At 65.6% G+C, this 16930-nt stretch carries 16 protein-coding genes; 7 read left to right on the top strand and 9 right to left on the bottom strand.

The features are described from left to right. Together ACEN98_RS21730 and ACEN98_RS21725 are read right to left on the bottom strand one after the other, a co-directional pair. Positions 1 to 3645 carry a transglycosylase domain-containing protein gene (locus ACEN98_RS21730; RefSeq protein ID WP_413387035.1) on the bottom strand — a complete coding sequence of 1215 codons (3645 nt, stop codon included), beginning with the start codon at positions 3643 to 3645 and terminating at the stop codon, positions 1 to 3. A gap of 228 nt (positions 3646 to 3873) precedes the next feature. Beyond that, a complete protein-coding gene (locus ACEN98_RS21725; RefSeq protein ID WP_413387034.1) occupies positions 3874 to 4674 on the bottom strand; it encodes a competence/damage-inducible protein A in 801 nt (266 codons plus the stop codon). Between the two features lie 177 nt (positions 4675 to 4851). Between ACEN98_RS21725 and ACEN98_RS21720 the strand changes: the two genes are divergently transcribed. Then, positions 4852 to 6084, top strand: coding sequence for a WD40/YVTN/BNR-like repeat-containing protein (locus tag ACEN98_RS21720; RefSeq protein ID WP_413387033.1), 1233 nt, complete (start codon positions 4852 to 4854; stop codon positions 6082 to 6084). A gap of 6 nt (positions 6085 to 6090) precedes the next feature. Here the strand turns inward: ACEN98_RS21720 and ACEN98_RS21715 are convergent, their stop codons facing one another. From ACEN98_RS21715 to ACEN98_RS21700, 4 genes are read right to left on the bottom strand one after another with little or no spacing between them, the layout of a single operon-like run. Next, positions 6091 to 6909, bottom strand: coding sequence for an EI24 domain-containing protein (locus tag ACEN98_RS21715; protein ID WP_413387032.1), 819 nt, complete (start codon positions 6907 to 6909; stop codon positions 6091 to 6093). Then, a complete protein-coding gene (locus ACEN98_RS21710) occupies positions 6906 to 7901 on the bottom strand; it encodes a sterol desaturase family protein (protein ID WP_413387030.1) in 996 nt (331 codons plus the stop codon). The genes ACEN98_RS21715 and ACEN98_RS21710 overlap by 4 nt, the downstream gene beginning before the upstream one ends. A 21-nt stretch (positions 7902 to 7922) precedes the next feature. Beyond that, complete coding sequence (locus tag ACEN98_RS21705) at positions 7923 to 8681, bottom strand: polysaccharide deacetylase family protein (protein WP_413387029.1); 759 nt, start codon at positions 8679 to 8681, stop codon at positions 7923 to 7925. After that, the gene (locus tag ACEN98_RS21700; protein WP_413387028.1) at positions 8681 to 9652 is read right to left on the bottom strand and encodes a cytochrome D1 domain-containing protein; all 972 of its coding nucleotides are present in this window, start codon (positions 9650 to 9652) and stop codon (positions 8681 to 8683) included. The genes ACEN98_RS21705 and ACEN98_RS21700 overlap by 1 nt, the downstream gene beginning before the upstream one ends. A 185-nt stretch (positions 9653 to 9837) precedes the next feature. Between ACEN98_RS21700 and ACEN98_RS21695 the strand changes: the two genes are divergently transcribed. After that, entirely contained in the window at positions 9838 to 10194 is a 357-nt protein-coding gene (locus ACEN98_RS21695; RefSeq protein ID WP_036235195.1) for an FKBP-type peptidyl-prolyl cis-trans isomerase, read from the top strand. Between the two features lie 132 nt (positions 10195 to 10326). Beyond that, a complete protein-coding gene (locus ACEN98_RS21690; RefSeq protein ID WP_258851041.1) occupies positions 10327 to 10578 on the top strand; it encodes an acyl-CoA-binding protein in 252 nt (83 codons plus the stop codon). Here ACEN98_RS21690 and ACEN98_RS21685 read toward each other — a convergent pair whose 3' ends face one another. Then, positions 10579 to 10857 carry a polyhydroxyalkanoic acid system family protein gene (locus ACEN98_RS21685; RefSeq protein WP_413387027.1) on the bottom strand — a complete coding sequence of 93 codons (279 nt, stop codon included), beginning with the start codon at positions 10855 to 10857 and terminating at the stop codon, positions 10579 to 10581. Between the two features lie 155 nt (positions 10858 to 11012). Between ACEN98_RS21685 and ACEN98_RS21680 the strand changes: the two genes are divergently transcribed. The 4 genes from ACEN98_RS21680 (at position 11013) to ACEN98_RS21665 (ending at position 15739) form a co-directional block, all read left to right on the top strand. Further along, positions 11013 to 12548 carry a hypothetical protein gene (locus tag ACEN98_RS21680; RefSeq protein ID WP_413387026.1) on the top strand — a complete coding sequence of 512 codons (1536 nt, stop codon included), beginning with the start codon at positions 11013 to 11015 and terminating at the stop codon, positions 12546 to 12548. A gap of 172 nt (positions 12549 to 12720) precedes the next feature. Then, the gene (gene fdxA, locus ACEN98_RS21675) at positions 12721 to 13044 is read left to right on the top strand and encodes a ferredoxin FdxA (RefSeq protein WP_413387025.1); all 324 of its coding nucleotides are present in this window, start codon (positions 12721 to 12723) and stop codon (positions 13042 to 13044) included. A gap of 133 nt (positions 13045 to 13177) precedes the next feature. Continuing rightward, a complete protein-coding gene (locus ACEN98_RS21670) occupies positions 13178 to 14269 on the top strand; it encodes an NAD(P)/FAD-dependent oxidoreductase (RefSeq protein ID WP_056123168.1) in 1092 nt (363 codons plus the stop codon). A gap of 234 nt (positions 14270 to 14503) precedes the next feature. Continuing rightward, entirely contained in the window at positions 14504 to 15739 is a 1236-nt protein-coding gene (locus tag ACEN98_RS21665; RefSeq protein WP_413387024.1) for a polyhydroxyalkanoate depolymerase, read from the top strand. Positions 15740 to 15792: 53 nt separating this feature from the next. Here the strand turns inward: ACEN98_RS21665 and ACEN98_RS21660 are convergent, their stop codons facing one another. Both ACEN98_RS21660 and ACEN98_RS21655 read right to left on the bottom strand, forming a co-directional pair. Beyond that, complete coding sequence (locus ACEN98_RS21660) at positions 15793 to 16203, bottom strand: VOC family protein (RefSeq protein WP_413387023.1); 411 nt, start codon at positions 16201 to 16203, stop codon at positions 15793 to 15795. Between the two features lie 166 nt (positions 16204 to 16369). Further along, positions 16370 to 16849, bottom strand: coding sequence for an RcnB family protein (locus ACEN98_RS21655; protein ID WP_413387022.1), 480 nt, complete (start codon positions 16847 to 16849; stop codon positions 16370 to 16372). Positions 16850 to 16930: the final 81 nt, after the last annotated feature.

The following is a 16930-nucleotide window of genomic DNA, read 5'->3' as shown; positions in this document are numbered from 1 at the left end:
TCACAGCAGCACGTCTTCCACGGCGGCCGGCTTCGGACGGGCTGCGCGTTCAACCTTCGGCGGCGGTGCCTCCGGATCGTCGCGCTTGACCGCCGGCTTGTGCGGCGCCGGCTTCGACGGCGTGTCGACGTCGGCCTTGCGGACGCCGACCGCTTTCGGATGATCTTCCGCGGCCGGTTTCTTCAGCGCCGGCTTGTCGGCTGGCTTGTCGGCCGGCTTCTCGGCGGCCTTCACCGCCGGCTTGGCAACCGGTTTCGCAACCGGCTCCTCGACGGCCGGGGCCTCCACGGGCGGCGCTGCATCGGCCGGCGCGGGCTGCTCGGTATCGCGCGCGACGGCATCCGTCGGACCCGCCGGCGCCGGCGCGGCACGTTCGACGTGCAGGCCCGGGATGGTGACCGTGTCCTGGTGCTGGATCATCGGCATCAGGCTCGGCGCCAGCTTCACGAGCAGTTGCACGGGCAGCGCGCTGGTGAAGTCGTAGTGCGCGGAATCCGGGCCGTGGACGTACGCCGTCATGCTGCCGAAGAAGCGCTCGCCAATGTTGAACACGAACGTGGCCGAACGGTTCACGTAGCGCGATTCGATCAGGCGGTGGCCGGCGCCGTAGACGTCGAAGCGCTGGTCGCCGGTACCCGTCTTGCCGCCCAGCGCGATCACGCTGCCGTCGTCCTTGACGAACGCGGTCTTGGCACGCTTCGCGGTACCTTCCTGCACGACGCCGCGGATGGCGTTGACGACGGCGCGCGCCACGTCGGGGTTCAGCACCTGCTCGCCCTTCTCCGCGTTGCCGCGCTTGACGACGGTCTCGTAGGGCGTGTCCTTGGCGAAGTGCAGCGAGTCGATGCGCTGCGTGGGCTTGCGCACGCCGCCGTTGATGAGGATGCCCATCAGCTCGGCCAGCGCGATCGGACGGTCGGCCGACGCGCCCAGCGTGGTCGCGTACGACGGCACGAGGGAGTCGAACGGATAGCCCATCTTCTTCCACTGCGCGTGGATCTTGAGGAAGGCTTCCACTTCGATCAGGCCGGCGATGCGCTTGTCCTGGGCATGCTTGCGGTGCGTCTTGAACAGCCACGAATACACTTCCTGGCGTTCCTTCGTCGATGCGCCGACGACTTCGTCCCAGCCCGCTTTCGGATGCGTGCGCAGGTAGCCCACGAGCCACAGTTCGAGCGGGTGCACGGAGGCGACGTAGCCGCGGTCGGCCAGCGACATGTTCGCGACGGCGTACTGGTCGTACATCTTGGCGATGCGCTCGTCGTCGACCTCGGCGTCGGCCGGCAGGTACTTGTGGAGGAAGGTGCCGAATTCGGCCAGCGACGCGTCCGGGTAGATTGTGCGGTGCACGGCCGCGACCTTCGACGCCCGGATGCGCACGCCCTGCATCAGTGCCGTCTCGACCTCGTCCCAGTTCTTGCCGCGGTACTTGTTCCAGAAGCGGGCCAGGAAATCCTTGCCTTCGCGGTCGGCGAAGCGCGACAGATACTCCGCGCGGCGCGGATCGTCGGCGTCGGCCAGCAGTTGCGCGGACGAGCCGGGCAGCTGGAACATGTAGTAGCGCACGACGTCGCGCATCAGGCGCACGAACACGAGGTTCGTCGAGTTCTGCAGCGCCTGCTGCACGGTGAGGATGCGGCTGTCGTCCAGCTTGCTGAAGTTGCCGAAGATGTGCACGCCGCCGCCCGTGAAGAAGGCTTCGCCCGGGTTGCCCGAATACTTGCGCTCCATGGCCGCGCCCAGCATCGGCACGAGGCCGCGGTCGGCGCCGTCCGGCAAGGCCTGGAAGTAGTCGACGGCCCACTGGGTCAGGCGGTCCTTCGGATCGACCTTGACCTGGGCGAGTTCCGCTTTCGACATCGGCTCGTAGCGCTGGTGCAGCTGGTCGACGATGTCGAGGTAGGTCGTCAGGGTGCGCAGCTTCGCCGTCGAACCGAGGTCGAGCTTGGCGCCCTCGTTGATGTCGAGCGGCTGGTCGTAGTTGTCGGTCTGGACGCGCAGGTAGTTGACCTTGTCGCCCCGCTCCATCAGCGTGAAGCTGTACACGACCTTGGACGGGTCGCCGTTGCCCAGCATGCCCTTGCCCGTGAGGCCCGCTTCCGCGGCCGCTGCGTTGTCGGTCAGCTTGCGCAAGGTGGCCGTCACGGCCTTCTGCGCGTCCGAATTCAAGGTCGTCACCACCGACAGGTCGAGGCGGTCGAGGTTGTACAGGCGCGAGTCGCCCAGCAGGTTGGCGAGGTGGTTGCGCACGGCGTTGGCGGCCTTGCGCGTGACGAATGTGTTCGCGGGCGGCGGTGCGACGCCGGAACCGAGTGCCGGATGCAGCACGGTGGCGATGGCCGCGTCGCGCAGCGCGGGCGAAATGACGCCGGCCTGCGCCAGCACGCGCAGGTGCGAGTTCGTGAGGATTTCCAGGTCCTTCTCGCCGGCGCCCAGGTAGTACGCGGGGCGGCGCTGCGCGATCATCAGCGACAGCGCTTCCTTGTACACCAATGCGAATTCGGGCGTGACCTGCTTGCTCGAGAGGATGCGGTTCACTTCCGCGAAATCGCGGCCGTACCAGACCCACATGCCGTCGCCGATGCCGTTCACCTCGCCGTAGCCGAGCTTGGCCGACAGCGGCACGGTGTTCAGGTATTCGAGCACGATGCGGCGCCGGGTCGGGCCCGTGTTCTCGCCGTCCAGGTAGGAACGCAGCGTGGCCGACGCCATCTGGCGCAGCTTGTCGCCCAGCGAGGCCGTGCGGCCTTCCGGCGAGTGGCGGTATTTTTCGATCTGCGTGGCGAGCGTGCTGCCGCCGGCGACGCGGCCGCCGCTGCCCAGGCCGATCGAGTGCAAGGTCTTGTCGAACACGGCTTTCGAGAAGCGGTCCCATTCGACGGCCGGGTTACGCTTCGGATACGTCGTGTCGAGCAGTTCGCGGTTCTCGATGAACAGCAGGCTCTTCACGAGCAGCTGCGGCGTGGCGTCGAACTTGTCGTACAGGCGCTCGGGGAAGCGGGCCGAGAACAGCGGCTCGCCGCTGTAGTCGAGGATGTCGAGGCCGGCGCGCGTCTTTTCGTGGTACGTGGCGAACAGGCCCATGTCGGCCAGTTCCAGCATCTTTGGCGACATGCGCGCCTGTTCGACGACGACGTAGTCGCGCGTCTTGAGCTTGGCCAGGTAGTTCGGCAGGTTCGAGTAGCCGAGGCGCTCGTCGTACGGGCTGGCCTGCGGGAAGCGGATCGCGTCGCTCGGGCCCTTGGCCATGCGGTAGTTGAGTTTCTTCGTCAGGCCGGCGAAGAAGTGCGCTTCGAGCGCCGACGTGCGGCTTTCGTAGACAACCAGGCCGGCCGCACCCGCGACGGCGAGCAGCAGCAGGACGAGGAACGTGCGCTTGACCATGCGCCAGCGGCGCTTGGGCGGCGCCGGCGGCGGCTCGGGCGGCGTGTCCGCTCCGGCCCCGCCGGGTTCGACGGCGGGCTCGAGGCTGGAGTCGAAACTCGGCTCCTGGCGCGAGGGGATGTTGCGGACAGGGAGATCCTGCTCGGCTGCCACGGCGGGAATGCCGGCCAATGCAGGCTGGCCCGGCGCAGCCTGGCCAAGAATGCGGCGCAGCGCGCGGGAGAAGAAACGGGGCCGTCGTTGACGGCGAATACTATCCATGATGGCTCAACCGGTTTGAAACACGCCTGCAAATCCCGTCAACCTGCTCGCCATCCTGCTGCTGGTCGGTTCGAGTGATCCAGGTCGTAAAAGTTCACAAAGCTACGGCGACCTCACTCCGGATCGCCCCTGCTCACAGACATCATTCCACCACATCAATGTGACATGCAGGAACCGCTCACGCAGTTTTTTGACGTCGTCCTGACATTTTCGCAAAAAAACAACGACTCAGTTCGAACTGCTGTCCACCACCCGCAACGGTTGCACTTCCGCACCCATTCTTTCCAGTTCCACGCACATGTCGGTCCAGGCCGCTTCGACCTGGCCGGGGTCGCCTTTTACCCCCAATTCGATATGGCGCCGCGTGTGCGCATCGCCCACGCTGGGCAGGCTGAACACGCGCACTTCGGGGTAACGCGCTTCCAGCGCTTCCATCAGCGGCGTGAGCGCCGCCTCCGCCGCCTCGACCACCAGCAACGACTTTTCGAGCCGCGCCTCGCGGTGGAATTGGTCCGCATACAGCGTATCGAGCACCCACGCGATCATCGGCCACGCCATCACGGGAAAACCGGGCACGAAGTGGTGCTGCGCCACCGTGAAGCCGGGGATGCGGTTGTACGGATTCGGGATCAGGCTCGCGCCCGCGGGGAATTCCGCCATCCTGAGGCGTTGCAGGTTCTCCGGCGCTTCCAGGTCGGCGTCCGGACCCGCGGTCTCGCGGATGCGCTCCTCGATCAGCGCGCGTCCTTGCGGATGCAGTGCGAGCGGCACACCCAGCGCCGCCGCCGCGCACTGGCGCGTGTGATCGTCCGGCGTGGCGCCGATGCCGCCGCAGGAAAACACGATGTCGGCACTCGCAAACGTGCGCCGCAGCAGGGCCGTGATGCGCTCCGGTTCGTCGCCGACGATCTCGGCCCACGCCAGGCGCAAGCCGCGCTCGCGCAGGAGTTCGATCACCTTGGGCAGGTGCTGGTCGCGGCGTTTCCCGGACAGGATCTCGTCGCCGATGATGATGAGGCCGAATGACATGCAGTCCTCCATGCGTCCAGTGTGCCACAGTGCGCCGGAGCCTGCCGCGCCGTGGCCGCGTACCGTGTGTGACATTTGCGGACAAACTCGTGACAAAGGCCCCCAAGACGCTACACGGCTCCCCTCCTAGAATCGGCGCGCCGGCCGCGGGCTGCGCGGCGCCGAACAGGATGAACGATGATTCCATCAGGACGACATGTCGCCGGCGCGTGCGCGCTGGCCCTTTTGCTTGCCGGTTGCGGCGGCCCGGACGATCCGGCCGCATCGCCGCCGGTCGCCACCCAGCCGACGACCCCCGTCGCCCAACCCGCGCGCGCCGACGTGCTGGCGACAGCGGCCGGCGGCATCGACAGCATCGCCTTCGGTGGCGACAGCGCCTGGCTGTCGCTGTCGAATACCGCGACCACCGACACGGCCGTCGTCCATGCCAGCCTGCCGCTGCGGGCGGATTCCGCGTGGACCGGCGTCGCGCTGGGCGAATGCGGCCTCGCGCGGGAAGACGGCGGCACCTGGCCCCTGCGCGCACCATCGTTGCGCATGCTGGGATCCGATCTGTGGCTGTTCCAGCCCTGGTACGACAAGGGCCCGGACGCGCGCCCCGAACACGCGCTGTGCGCGTTGAGTGCCGACCGGACCACCTTCGTGCCGCGCGACGCCGGCCTGAAAGCGTGCGTGGGCAGCACGTGCACGACGTTGTCGATGGACGAGCTGAAACAGGTGAACGACCGCCTGTACACGAATGCCGGCGGCGGCCAGAACGTGCTCGCGTCGAACGACGGCGGCGCCCATTGGCGCGTGCTGACCGGCTTCTTCGACCAGGACATCTGCACCCATCCCGCGTTCGAGATCGTCGGCGACCGCCTGCTCGTCGGCGGCGAATGCCCGCTGGATTTCGCGTTCCTGCGCGCCTACCAACTGGCTGCGGATGGCGTCAGCCTCGCATCGCGCGACGCTCTCCCCGTCGCCTTGCCGGAACTGGAAAACCGCAACGTGCAATTCATCCAGGCGACAGGCGCCCAGCGCGTGTTCGCCGGCGTCGAGGGCGGCCTGCTGCGCAGCGAGGATGGCGGAAAGTCGTTCAAGTTCGTGATCCGGCATCCGCTCAGCGGCGGCGCGAACTACCCGTACATCCGGCATCTGCTGGCCCTCGCGGGCAAGCCGGACACGCTCGTCGCGGGCGGCTTCGACAAGGCGACGCAGAAGCCGTACCTGGCCTGGTCGAAGGATGGCGGCACGACGTGGACGGACCTGTCGCCCCTGCTGCCCGGCTATGCGCGCAACCTGGACGATGCGTCGGTGGCGGAAGTGACGGCCATCGCCCAGGATCCGCAGGGACGCGTGCTCGTCACCGTCAACGAGTCGAAAGGCGCGCAGGGCCGCCTCGTGCTCGTCACGCTGGGCACGCCTTGACGCGCTTTACACGTCCTTGGACACCTGGCCGGCCCGGAGGTCGGCCAGCGCCTGCAGGCAGAAATACTGGAACCACAGGCCCGTGAAAATGAAGATCACGAGGTAGAGCCAGATCGACAGCACGGCCAGGAACGGGAACAGCACGACGGAGAACAGCGCGCCGCCGATCCACGCGACGCCCGGCAACGCGCCCAGCAGGCCCGACACGGTGCCGATCAGTAGCAGAGAGCGCTTGTGCGCGTGCATGATCGTGCGACGTTCCTCCGGGCTGGCGTGGATGGCCAGCGCGTCGTACCCCATCACGCGCGCCGTCAGCCAGCCCCACAGCACGGCCTGCACGACGATGGCGACGGGCGCCAGCGCGTACAACGGCAGCGTGACGAGCCACAGCAGCGCGAACACGACGATGCCCGACAGGTTGACGCCGAGGCTGCCCATGAAGCTGCCGCCCTCCTTGCGCTCGAGCGTCGGGAACTGCACGCGGCTGACGTGGCGCGCGATGGCCGGCATCGCGCCCACGCCGATGAACAGCAGCGACGTGATGATCATCAGCGGCAGCAGCACGAGCATCGCCACGAGCGGGATCACGAGCGTTTTCAGGAAACCGAGGCCGAGGGTGGCAAGGATGCTGCCGCTCGTCTCGAACAGGCCGTAGTCGGCGAAGACCGCGTGCAGCCAGTCCAGCAGCGGCTGCATGCCGGCGTACAGCAGGCCGCCCCACAACGCCAGCGACAGCAGCAGCGGCACGATGGACAACAGCAGCATGCGCCCCGAGAACTGGGAGCGCAGCGCGCGGCCGTAGGCAATGGCGACGGGGCGCATCATGCCGCGTTGCGCCGGTTGCCGGCTTCGACGAGGCGCACGAGGCCGAGCCACTGCTGGCGCCAGAAACCGCGGCCGTAGTCGCGCGCGGGACGTACACTCCCATCAGGATTGGTGCGCGCGAACTGGTCGCGCACGCCCGTGCCGTGCCAGCCGGGCGCGAAGTTGGCGGTGCCGAACAGCTGGTCCCAGACGGGCAGCAGTACGCCGAAATTGCAGCCGCCCAGCTCGCGCCCCTGCGATTCGTGGCCGATGCCGACGGCGTGGTGCGTGCGGTGGAAGCGCGGCGACACGAGCAGGCGCTCGCCCAGGCGGCCGAAGTGGATGCGCACGTTCGCGTGCTGCAGGCTTTGCAGCGCGCGCGAGACGGAGACGAGCAGCACGTACTGGCTCGGCGCCACGCCGATCGCCAGCGCGATGACGGCCATGTAGACGTCGCGCAGCAGATCGTCCAGCAGGTGGTTGCGGTCGTCGCTCCACAAATTCATGTTCTGCTGGCTGTGGTGCAGGCTGTGCAGGGCCCACCACCAGCGGAACTTGTGCTGGCCGCGGTGGAACCAGTAATCGAAGAAGTCCAGCACGACGAGGTACATGAGGAAGCTGGCGAGCGGGTGGAACCCCGTCATCAGGTTCTCCAGGTTGAACGGGCGGACGCCTTCCATGCGCAGCGCCGCGGCGATGCCGTCCATGACCGGGTCGAGCGTGAAGAACACGGCCATGCCGAAGAAGCCGAGGCGGTGGATCAGCGTGTAGATGAAATCGTCGATGCGCGCGCGGCGGTCCGTCATCTTCTGCGCCGGGATGACCGCCTCCAGCGGCCGCAGCACGAGGTACAGGGCGGCCACTTCGCACAGGCCGGCGAGGAACCATTCGATGCCTTCGAAGGCGTCTTCGATGTATTCGCCGAGGCCCATGGCGAACATTGCGGGTTCGACCGCGTTCTCGAACAGCCATCCCTGCAGGAAGGCGAAACCATCGAGGAAATGCTGGCTCATGTCGTTAGCTGAATCATATTTTTATCGGTAGTCCGGATGCGCTCTCAGTGTAGCGAAACAGAAGCCTTTGCGCTCGAGACCGGAGATCAACGGTTCGAGGTTCGCGGGCATCCACGGGTCCTTGCGCGACCAGATGCCCATGTGGGCCATGAAGATGTCGCCATCCTTCAGGTTGTCCAGTGCGCGCTTCAGCAGCACCGCGTTGGGGAATTTGTCGCTGGACGTCTCGTCGCCCGAGAAGCCGGCCGGCGCCCAGCCCGCGTGTTGATAACCGCATGCCTTCGCGGCCGCGAGGATGTTGGGCGAGCTGTGGCCGCCCGGCGTACGGAAGATCGGGTCCAGGCGGCGGCCCGTCAGCTGTTCGAAGCGCGCGTCGACGCGGCGCAGTTCGGCGCAGTACTGCTGCTGCGTCCAGGTGAGCTTCCGACCCGCATGCGCGCCGAACTGCGGCTTGACGACGATGCGGCCATCCGCCTCGTCGCGCTGGAAATACACGTGGTCGAACGTGTGGCTGCCGAACGCGTGGCCTTCCGCCACGCGGGCCTTCCAGTAGTCCGCCCACGAAGGATCGAGCGACCAGTCGCCGCGCACCGTCTTCTCGTTGGCGAGGAAGAACGTCGCCTTGATGTGGTGGCGGCGCAGCGTGTCGGCGATCAGCTCGGCCTGCGACTGGCTCCCCGTGTCGAACGTCAGGTAGACGGTGCCCTTGCATGCGGGCGCGTCACCCGCGTGCGCGCTGGAACTGGCCGCCAGCAGTGCGGCGGCGGCGAGACGCAGCATCACATCCGCGGCGCCGCGTTGGCGAAGAACACGCCGTGCGGCGAGCGGCCTACGGGGATCATCTTGATGACCTTGCGGCTGGCCACGTCGATCACGGCGACTTTCTTGATCCAGCGGAGCGTCACCCACAAGGTCTTGCCGTCGTTCGTCAGTTCCATGCAGTCCGGGCCGCCCGGCACGGGGATCATGCCGACGTTTTCCAGGGTGACCTGGTCGATGATGTTGATCGAGTTCTGCACGCGGTTCGACACGAACACGTGGCGGCGGTCGCCGAGGGCGCGGAAGTTGTGGGCGCCGTTGCCCGTCTTGATGCGCTTGACGGTCTTCTGCGCGCGCCAGTCGATCACCTCGACGTAGTCGCTGCCCATGATCCCGACGAGCAGGTACTTGTCGTCCGGCGTCATCGAGATGCCGGCCGGGAGCTTGCCGACCGGGAGGGTCCATTTGACGGTCTGCGTCTTCAGGTCGATGGCGCTGACCTGGTCGCTGCCCTGCTGCGTCACGAACGCGGTCGTGCTGGCCGCGTCGAACGCGATGTGGCTGGGCATGCGCGCGAGCGGAAGCCGTTTGCTGAGCAACAGGTTGCCGCCTTCGTATTTGTAGACGTCGACGCGGTCCAGGCGCAGCGACGCCGACACGAACCATTTCTGGTCCGGCGAGAAGCCGATCTGGTACGGGTCGAGCACGTCCGCCAGCCGGCGCTGCACCTTGCCCGAGATGGGGTCGAGGAAGATCAGTTCGTTGCCGACGGAGCTGGCGACGATGACTGACTTGTTGTCCGGCGTGGCCATCAGGTGATGGGGCTCCTTGCCGACCGCGAACGTGCCGTTGTCGGCGCCCGTCTTCTGGTCGAGCAGCTGGACGGTGGCGTCGCGCGAATTGAGTACGACCACGACGTTCGCGTGGGCAGCCTGGATGGCCGAAAACAACACGAAACCAGGGATGAGAGACTTGCAGAAGCGACGCGGCATGGAACCAGACGGACTCAGTGGAAGGAAGCTTTATTCTACGGGGAAACTTGAACGCTCCGAAGCGCAGAACGATGGAATCGCACGCAAGCGGCGCGCCGCCGCAACACAGTGGACAGACCGTTAATAGCGCATTGACAGGTCATGGACTACAATCGGCCTTTCACTCTGAATAACAAGGAACACCCATGTCCATCACCACCACGAATTCCGGCCTGCAATACGAAGACACCGTCGTCGGCAGCGGCGCCGAAGCGAAGGCCGGCAACTACGTGACCGTGCACTACACCGGCTGGCTGCAGAACGACGACGGCAGCACCGGCGTCAAGTTCGACTCCAGCAAGGACCGCAACGACCCGTTCCAGTTTCCGCTGGGCGCCGGCCACGTGATCCGCGGCTGGGACGAAGGCGTGCAGGGCATGAAGGTGGGCGGTGCGCGCCGCCTGATCATCCCGGCGAGCCTGGGCTACGGCGCGCGCGGCGCCGGCGGCGTGATTCCGCCGAATGCCACGCTGATCTTCGACGTGGAACTGCTGGACGTTTAATTTTCGCCGACGCATTGGTGGGCTCCCCGAGCCCACGATGCCAACCGAGCAATTATTCTAAAATCCGGTCAAATCGGGCGTAATTCCGAACATGATGGGCTAAGATGCCCGCACATCGTCAAAGGAGTTACCATGAGTTTGCAAGAACAGTTCGCCCAGGCCCAGATCGATTCGAAGAACCTGCCCGAGCGTCCGGACAACATGACCCTGCTGAAGATCTACGCATTGTTCAAGCAGGGGTCGAGCGGCGACGTCACGGGCGAGCGTCCCGGCTTCACCGACATGGTCGGCCGCGCCAAGTACGACGCGTGGGCCGCGCTGAAAGGCACGTCGCAGGACGACGCGATGCAGCAGTACGTCGACCTGATCGAAGACCTGAAGTAATCAAGCGTTAAACGTCTTGCGCATGCTTTCCGCCACCTTCTGTTCGATGGCGGACGCGAAAGCACTCATCAAAAACCCCAGCTTGATGCGCAACGCGGCCTGGCGCTCGCCCAGCGTGAGCGCCCCCTCCACGCCGCTGCGGGCGAAACGCAGCACGTCCCCTTCCCATTTGCACGTCAGGCCATATTCGCGGGCCAGCTTGTCCGCCACCTTTTGCGCGGCGGCGCGCGCGTCGGTCTGGCTCAGGCTGTGCGGCTGGGTGATGCTGATGTCCGGCATTCGATTTCCTTACTGATTCAAAGCAAACAGCCCGCCATGATGCCAGTTGATGGGCGCAAAGGCCAGCGCTTGCCTAGAGAATAATCAATTGATGAGTCTCAAAACCCAACTTGGGCAAGGGGCGACCATTCCTCGTGTCATCAAGGAGGATTCCCATGGATTCGACGCCCACCCAGCCCCCCGTCGGTTTCGTGCCGACGCCCACCGCCTCGTATCGCCAGCACCGCAAGGCCGCGCAACTGCTCGACCAGCCGGGCCGGCCACGGCCGCAATCCGGCCCCGGCAGCGCGTCGGCACTTGAGGGCAGCCAGCCCGGTGACGTGCCCCTGCCCTACGCGTCCGGCGCACGCGTGCTGATGTGGAAGCAGGATCCATCGGTGGACGAGATCGGCACGCGCAAGGTCTTCCTGCCCGGCGTCGTACTGGCCGGTCCGCGCGACGCGCGCATCGTGCTGGCCTCCAGCGATGCCGGCATCCCGCCGGTCGAGCCGAACGCCTTCGGCGACTTCGTGACGATGCCCGATACGCCGCAGTTCGACGCCGTCCACACGTTCGCCGTCGTGCGCCAGACCCTGACGATGTACCAGCGCGCGCTGTCGACGGCCGGCAGCGCGATGCCCCTGCCCTGGCAATGGAACAGCAGCGTGGACACGGCGCCGCTGCAGGTCTGGCCATACGGCCTGCCGAACGTGATGAATGCCTATTACAGCCGCGCGCAGGCGTGCCTGAAGTTCGGCGACTTCGTGCCCGCCGGAGAGACCGCGCGCGTGTACACGTGCCGCTCGTTCGACATCGTCTCGCACGAAACGGGCCACGCCGTGCTGGACGGCCTCAAGCCGCAATGGCTGCTGGCCGACAATCCGCCGCAGACGGGCGGCCTGCACGAATCGTTCGGCGACCTGACGGCGATCTTCCTCGCGCTGTCCCAGCTCGACCAGTGCGAGGCCGTCATCGCCCAGACCAAGGCGCACCTGCACGACAAGACCTTCCTGGCCGACATCGCCGAGCAGTTCGGCCTCGCCCTGGGCAGCACGACCGGGCTGCGCAATGCCGACAACGACCTCACCCTGTCCGAAGCCGGGACCGAAGTGCACGCGATCTCGCAGGTGTTCACGGGCGCCGTCTACGACATCCTGGCCGACGTGTTCGCCCTCGAGCGCGATCCCGCGCTGGAAGATTGCGCCAGCGTCCTGCACCGCGTGGCCGGATGGCTGCGCGGACTCGTGCTGCGCGCGCTGATGGCCGCCCCGGACACGGCCGCCACGTTCGCCGACGTGGCCAACGAGATGCTGCGCCTGGCCTTCGAGGACGGCAAACCGCAGGCCGTCGTCAACGCGATCCGCGACCGGTTCGCCCAGCGCGAGGTGTTCGCCGTGCCGGCCGGGATCACGGGCGACCACCCGGCCGGCCTGCGCCTGGCGCCGCTCGTGACCGACGCGCCCGGCGCGCGCCAGGACCGGCGCGCCTGCTGCGGCACGATGAACCTGGCCGAATACTACGATGTCGAACGCGTACTGCAGGCGGAGGCGGACGCCCTCGCGCGCTGGTGCGCGGCGCACGGCCGGTCCGGTCCGGCCGGCGCGCCGCCGGCGGCCGTGGCGCTGACCACGGTCACGGTGACGGACGATTCCGGCGCGGCCGTCGCGACGACGGCGGTAGTGGACCTGGGGGCTACGGACAGGCTTCGATGAGCCCTGGAAGCGGCCCGGCGAGCGGACTCCGAATACATTTGCTTATGTGTATTGTGTATAAGCCTGATTTGTCGTAGAAGCAGAATTGCCCTAAAATACAGTGCTTTGCCGCGTCCGGCGAACGCTTTTCGAACAATACACGCCGCCGCTTCCACTCATTGATAGGACTGTTATGACCCACGTTGTCACCGAATCGTGCATCCGTTGTCGCTATACCGATTGCGTGGATGTATGCCCGGTAGATTGTTTCCGGGAAGGCCCGAATTTCCTCGCCATTGACCCGGACGAGTGCATCGACTGCGCCGTGTGCGTGGCGGAGTGCCCGGTCAACGCGATCTACGCGGAAGAAGACGTGCCGTCGGACCAGCAGCAATTCATCAAGCTCAACGTCGAACTGGCACGCAACTGGCCGTCCATCACCAAGACCAAGCCGGCCCTGCCGGACGCGGAAGAGTGGAAGGACGTCAAGAGCAAGCTGGACCAACTGGTCCGCTAATCGTTCTTGAACGCCGGCCCGCCGGAGCGCCGGCCGTGGCCGGCGTCCTTTGCCGGTCCCTGCAGGTGTGCGCCATTCGTGGCACACTATCCGCCCTCGCCTACCTACCGTACATAATTTTCAGGAAATCAGCATGACTACGACCCCCGAAGTGGGCACCATCGCTCCCAACAGCTCCTTTGCCGGCGCCATCGAAGCCGATGCCGTGATCATCGGCGCGGGCCCGGTCGGCCTGTTCCAGGTGTTCGAGCTGGGCCTGCTGGAGATCAAGGCCCACGTGATCGATTCGCTGCCGGCCGTCGGCGGCCAGTGCGTGGAGCTGTATCCGGACAAGCCGATCTACGACATCCCGGCCGTGCCCGTCTGCACCGGCCAGGAACTGACCGACAACCTGCTCAAGCAGATCGAGCCGTTCGAGCCGACCTTCCACCTGGGCCAGGAAGTCACCACCGTCCAGCGCCGTGAAGACCACCGCTTCAACGTCGAAACGTCGACCGGTACCCGTTTCATCACCAAGACCATCTTCATCGCTGCCGGCGTCGGTTCGTTCCAGGCGCGCACGATCAAGGTCGACGGCATCGAGAAGTTCGAGAACAGCCAGCTGTTCTACCGCGTCAAGGATCCGAGCCTGTTCGAAGGCAAGAACCTCGTCATCTGCGGCGGCGGCGACTCCGCGCTGGACTGGGCCCTGAACTTCGTTGGCAAGGCCGAATCCGTCGTGCTGGTGCACCGTCGCGAAGACTTCCGCGCCGCCCCGGCTTCCGTCGCCAAGATGAAGCAGCTGTGCGAAGACTACGAAATGCAACTGATCACCGGCCAGGTCACCGGCTTCGATGAGAAGGATGGCCAGCTGTCCGAAGTCAAGGTGACCGGCGCCGACGGCGTGACCCGCCGCGTGCCGCTGGACATGCTGATGGTGTTCTTCGGCCTGTCGCCGAAGCTGGGCCCGATCGCCGAATGGGGCCTGGACATCGAACGCCGCCAGCTGAAGGTCATGGACACCGAGAAGTTCGAGACCAACGTGCCGGGCATCTTCGCCGTGGGCGACATCAACACCTACCCTGGCAAGAAGAAGCTGATCCTGTCGGGCTTCCACGAAGCCGCGCTGGCCGCCTTCGGCGCCGCGCCGTACATCTTCCCGGACAAGAAGATCCACATGCAGTACACGACGACGTCGCCGAAGCTGCACAAGATCCTCGGCGTCGAAACGCCTGTGTTCGATTGACCGTTCCGTAACTCAGTCACGACGAAAATGCCCCGCCTGTGCGGGGCATTTTTCTTATGTAGTGCACTTAACGAACCGGGTGCTGACAAGTGTGATACATATTGTGCAACGCAGTAATAAACAGATTGTGACTCAGGCTCGTTGTTGCCCCACGCCAAGCCGAATGAGCCTATAATTCACCGCACACGTAGCGCAAACGATTGCAATTGCGCACAGAGTCATGAAGGAAAAATTATGCTTTATCAACTGCACGAGATGCAACGCTCCTTCCTGAACCCGCTGATGCAGTGGGCCGATGCCTCTGCCAAACTGTTTTCGAATCCAGTCTCACCGTTCGCGCACACCCCGTTTTCGCAGCGTATCGCTGCCGGCTACGAGCTGATGTACCGCCTCGGCAAGGACTATGAGAAACCTGCTTTCGGCCTGACCTCGACCATCATCAACGGGCAGACGGTCGGCATCGTGGAACGCCCCGTGGTCAGCAAGCCGTTCTGCAAGCTGCTGCACTTCAAGAAAGACATGAGCGACGCGGACTTTGCCGCGCTCAAGCAGCCGACGGTGCTCGTCGTGGCCCCGCTGTCGGGCCACCATGCGACCCTGCTGCGCGACACGGTCCGCGCCCTGCTGCCGGACCAGGACGTCTTCATTACCGACTGGGTCGACGCGCGCATGGTGCCGCTGTCGGACGGTCCGTTCCACCTGGACGACTATATCTATTACGTGCAGGACTTCATCCGCCACCTGGGCCCGGACGTGCACGTGATCTCCGTGTGCCAGCCGACCGTGCCGGTGCTCGCCGCGATCTCGCTGATGGCGACGAACAAGGATGCCAGGCTGCCGAAGTCGATGGTCATGATGGGCGGTCCGATCGACCCGCGCAAGTCGCCGACGGCCGTCAACGACCTGGCAGTCGAGAAGCCATATTCGTGGTTCGAGAACACGGTGATCTATGCCGTGCCGGGCAATTACCCGGGCTTCGGCCGCAAAGTCTATCCGGGCTTCCTGCAGCACGCCGGCTTCATCGCGATGAACCCGGGCCGCCACGCCCAGAGCCACCGCGAGTTCTACCAGCACCTGGTGCGCGGCGACGACGATTCGGCGGAAGCGCACCGCAAGTTCTACGACGAGTACAACGCCGTCCTCGACATGCCGGCCGAGTATTACCTGGAAACGATTAAAACGGTATTCCAGGAAACCCGCCTGCCGAAAGGCACGTGGGAAGTGGGCGGCCAGCTCGTGCGTCCGCAAGACATCGAGAGCGTGGCGCTGTTCACCATCGAAGGCGAGCTGGACGACATCTCCGGCGCCGGCCAGACCCATGCCGCGCACGACCTGTGCACCGGCATCCCGGCCAAGAAGCAGCAGCAGTTCACGGCGCCGAAGTGCGGCCACTACGGCATCTTCTCGGGCCGCCGCTGGCGCGAGATCATTTGCCCGATGATCGGTGAATTTATCCGCAAGAACGCCTGAGCGTTGCGAATGTCCCTTTGAAAATGCCGCGGCCTGGACCGCGGCATTTTTCGTTAACGCGTGCCCGTTTCGATCATCCAGTGCAGGCCGTAGCGGTCGATGACGGCACCGAACGCATCCGCCCACGCCGTGGCGCGCAACGGGACGCGGACGTCGCCGCCCTCGCCCAGCGCCTGCAGGATGCGCACCGCCTCGTCCGCGCTGTCCACGTGCAGGTTCATCGAGAAGCCAGAGAACGCGGGCGCCTGGCCGGGGTGGTGGCCTTCCGAGAAATAGATGGTCGACTCGCCGAAGCGCAGGCCGGCCCGGATGATCTTGCCGGGACTGCCTGGCGCGAGGAACCGTGGTTGTGCATCGGGAATCGCCGTCAACTGAAACAGCACGTCGGCGTGCAGGACGTCACGATAAAAAGAAAGGGCTTCGGCGCACAGGCCGGGAAAATAGATCGTTGGAATCGCTTGCATAAAGGTCGCTGGTTCGGTGAAGTGAATGGTCCAGGAATGCGTGGTACACGATGTCCTCCTTTCTTTTGTTGTTGGCGCGTCAAGAATAACAGAAGGCCGTCCCCGCGCGAACGGGAACGGCCTGGCGTTTCACCTGCCGGGGCCGCCTTGAAGGCAGCCCGCGGCGTCAGTGATTGATGATCAGGTCTGCGATGACGCCGGTGGCAATGGCCGCCAGCACATAATCGCCGCCTGTCTGCACCCAGTGATAACCCCGCGGCGGAGGCCGCAAATGGTGGTCGCGCCAGTTGTCCACGACGTATTGGTGATTCCGGTAGCGGGACGGCAGGCGCCCGCCGCGGCGGATATCGTGGTTGGGCCCGGCACCATCCCAACGGCGCGCCCCGCCGGAACCTTCGTCGCCGTAGCGGCCGCCGCCGCGGGCCTGATAGCCGTCGCGACGATCGTCATTGCGGCGGTCGTAGCGGTCGTCACCGCGCCGGTCGCTCCGGTTGTCGATGCGGCGGTCGCCACGATCATTGTCGCGCTGGCTATAGCGGCTATCGTCACGGTCACCGTGGTAGCGGTCCTGGGCAAAGCTCGATGCGCCGGCAGCACTCAGCAGCGCCGCCAGCAACGTGGACATCGCGAGGTGCTTCTTGTTCATAAGACCCTCCATGTAATTCGTTGCCTGGACTCCAGTAGACCACCAGACTCATCTTGCACTCCGTACGTTGCATCACGAAAG

This window comes from Massilia sp. CT11-137, from assembly GCF_047302885.1.
Classification (GTDB): Bacteria; Pseudomonadota; Gammaproteobacteria; order Burkholderiales; family Burkholderiaceae_D; genus Telluria; species Telluria orientalis.
The sequence above is the reverse complement of the archived record's forward strand: the minus strand, read 5'-3'. Positions and strand labels throughout refer to the sequence as shown.

Bases quoted from the DNA above. Each gene is read 5' to 3' on its own strand.
- ACEN98_RS21710 (WP_413387030.1), bottom strand. From the start codon at position 7,901: ATGAGCCAGCATTTCCTCGATGGTTTCGCCTTCCTGCAGGGATGGCTG.
- ACEN98_RS21695 (WP_036235195.1), top strand. From the start codon at position 9,838: ATGTCCATCACCACCACGAATTCCGGCCTGCAATACGAAGACACCGTC.
- ACEN98_RS21690 (WP_258851041.1), top strand. From the start codon at position 10,327: ATGAGTTTGCAAGAACAGTTCGCCCAGGCCCAGATCGATTCGAAGAAC.
- ACEN98_RS21730 (WP_413387035.1), bottom strand. From the start codon at position 3,645: ATGGATAGTATTCGCCGTCAACGACGGCCCCGTTTCTTCTCCCGCGCG.
- ACEN98_RS21655 (WP_413387022.1), bottom strand. From the start codon at position 16,849: ATGAACAAGAAGCACCTCGCGATGTCCACGTTGCTGGCGGCGCTGCTG.
- ACEN98_RS21725 (WP_413387034.1), bottom strand. From the start codon at position 4,674: ATGTCATTCGGCCTCATCATCATCGGCGACGAGATCCTGTCCGGGAAA.
- fdxA (WP_413387025.1), top strand. From the start codon at position 12,721: ATGACCCACGTTGTCACCGAATCGTGCATCCGTTGTCGCTATACCGAT.
- ACEN98_RS21670 (WP_056123168.1), top strand. From the start codon at position 13,178: ATGACTACGACCCCCGAAGTGGGCACCATCGCTCCCAACAGCTCCTTT.
- ACEN98_RS21715 (WP_413387032.1), bottom strand. From the start codon at position 6,909: ATGATGCGCCCCGTCGCCATTGCCTACGGCCGCGCGCTGCGCTCCCAG.
- ACEN98_RS21720 (WP_413387033.1), top strand. From the start codon at position 4,852: ATGATTCCATCAGGACGACATGTCGCCGGCGCGTGCGCGCTGGCCCTT.
- ACEN98_RS21660 (WP_413387023.1), bottom strand. From the start codon at position 16,203: ATGCAAGCGATTCCAACGATCTATTTTCCCGGCCTGTGCGCCGAAGCC.
- ACEN98_RS21700 (WP_413387028.1), bottom strand. From the start codon at position 9,652: ATGCCGCGTCGCTTCTGCAAGTCTCTCATCCCTGGTTTCGTGTTGTTT.
- ACEN98_RS21680 (WP_413387026.1), top strand. From the start codon at position 11,013: ATGGATTCGACGCCCACCCAGCCCCCCGTCGGTTTCGTGCCGACGCCC.
- ACEN98_RS21665 (WP_413387024.1), top strand. From the start codon at position 14,504: ATGCTTTATCAACTGCACGAGATGCAACGCTCCTTCCTGAACCCGCTG.
- ACEN98_RS21705 (WP_413387029.1), bottom strand. From the start codon at position 8,681: ATGCTGCGTCTCGCCGCCGCCGCACTGCTGGCGGCCAGTTCCAGCGCG.
- ACEN98_RS21685 (WP_413387027.1), bottom strand. From the start codon at position 10,857: ATGCCGGACATCAGCATCACCCAGCCGCACAGCCTGAGCCAGACCGAC.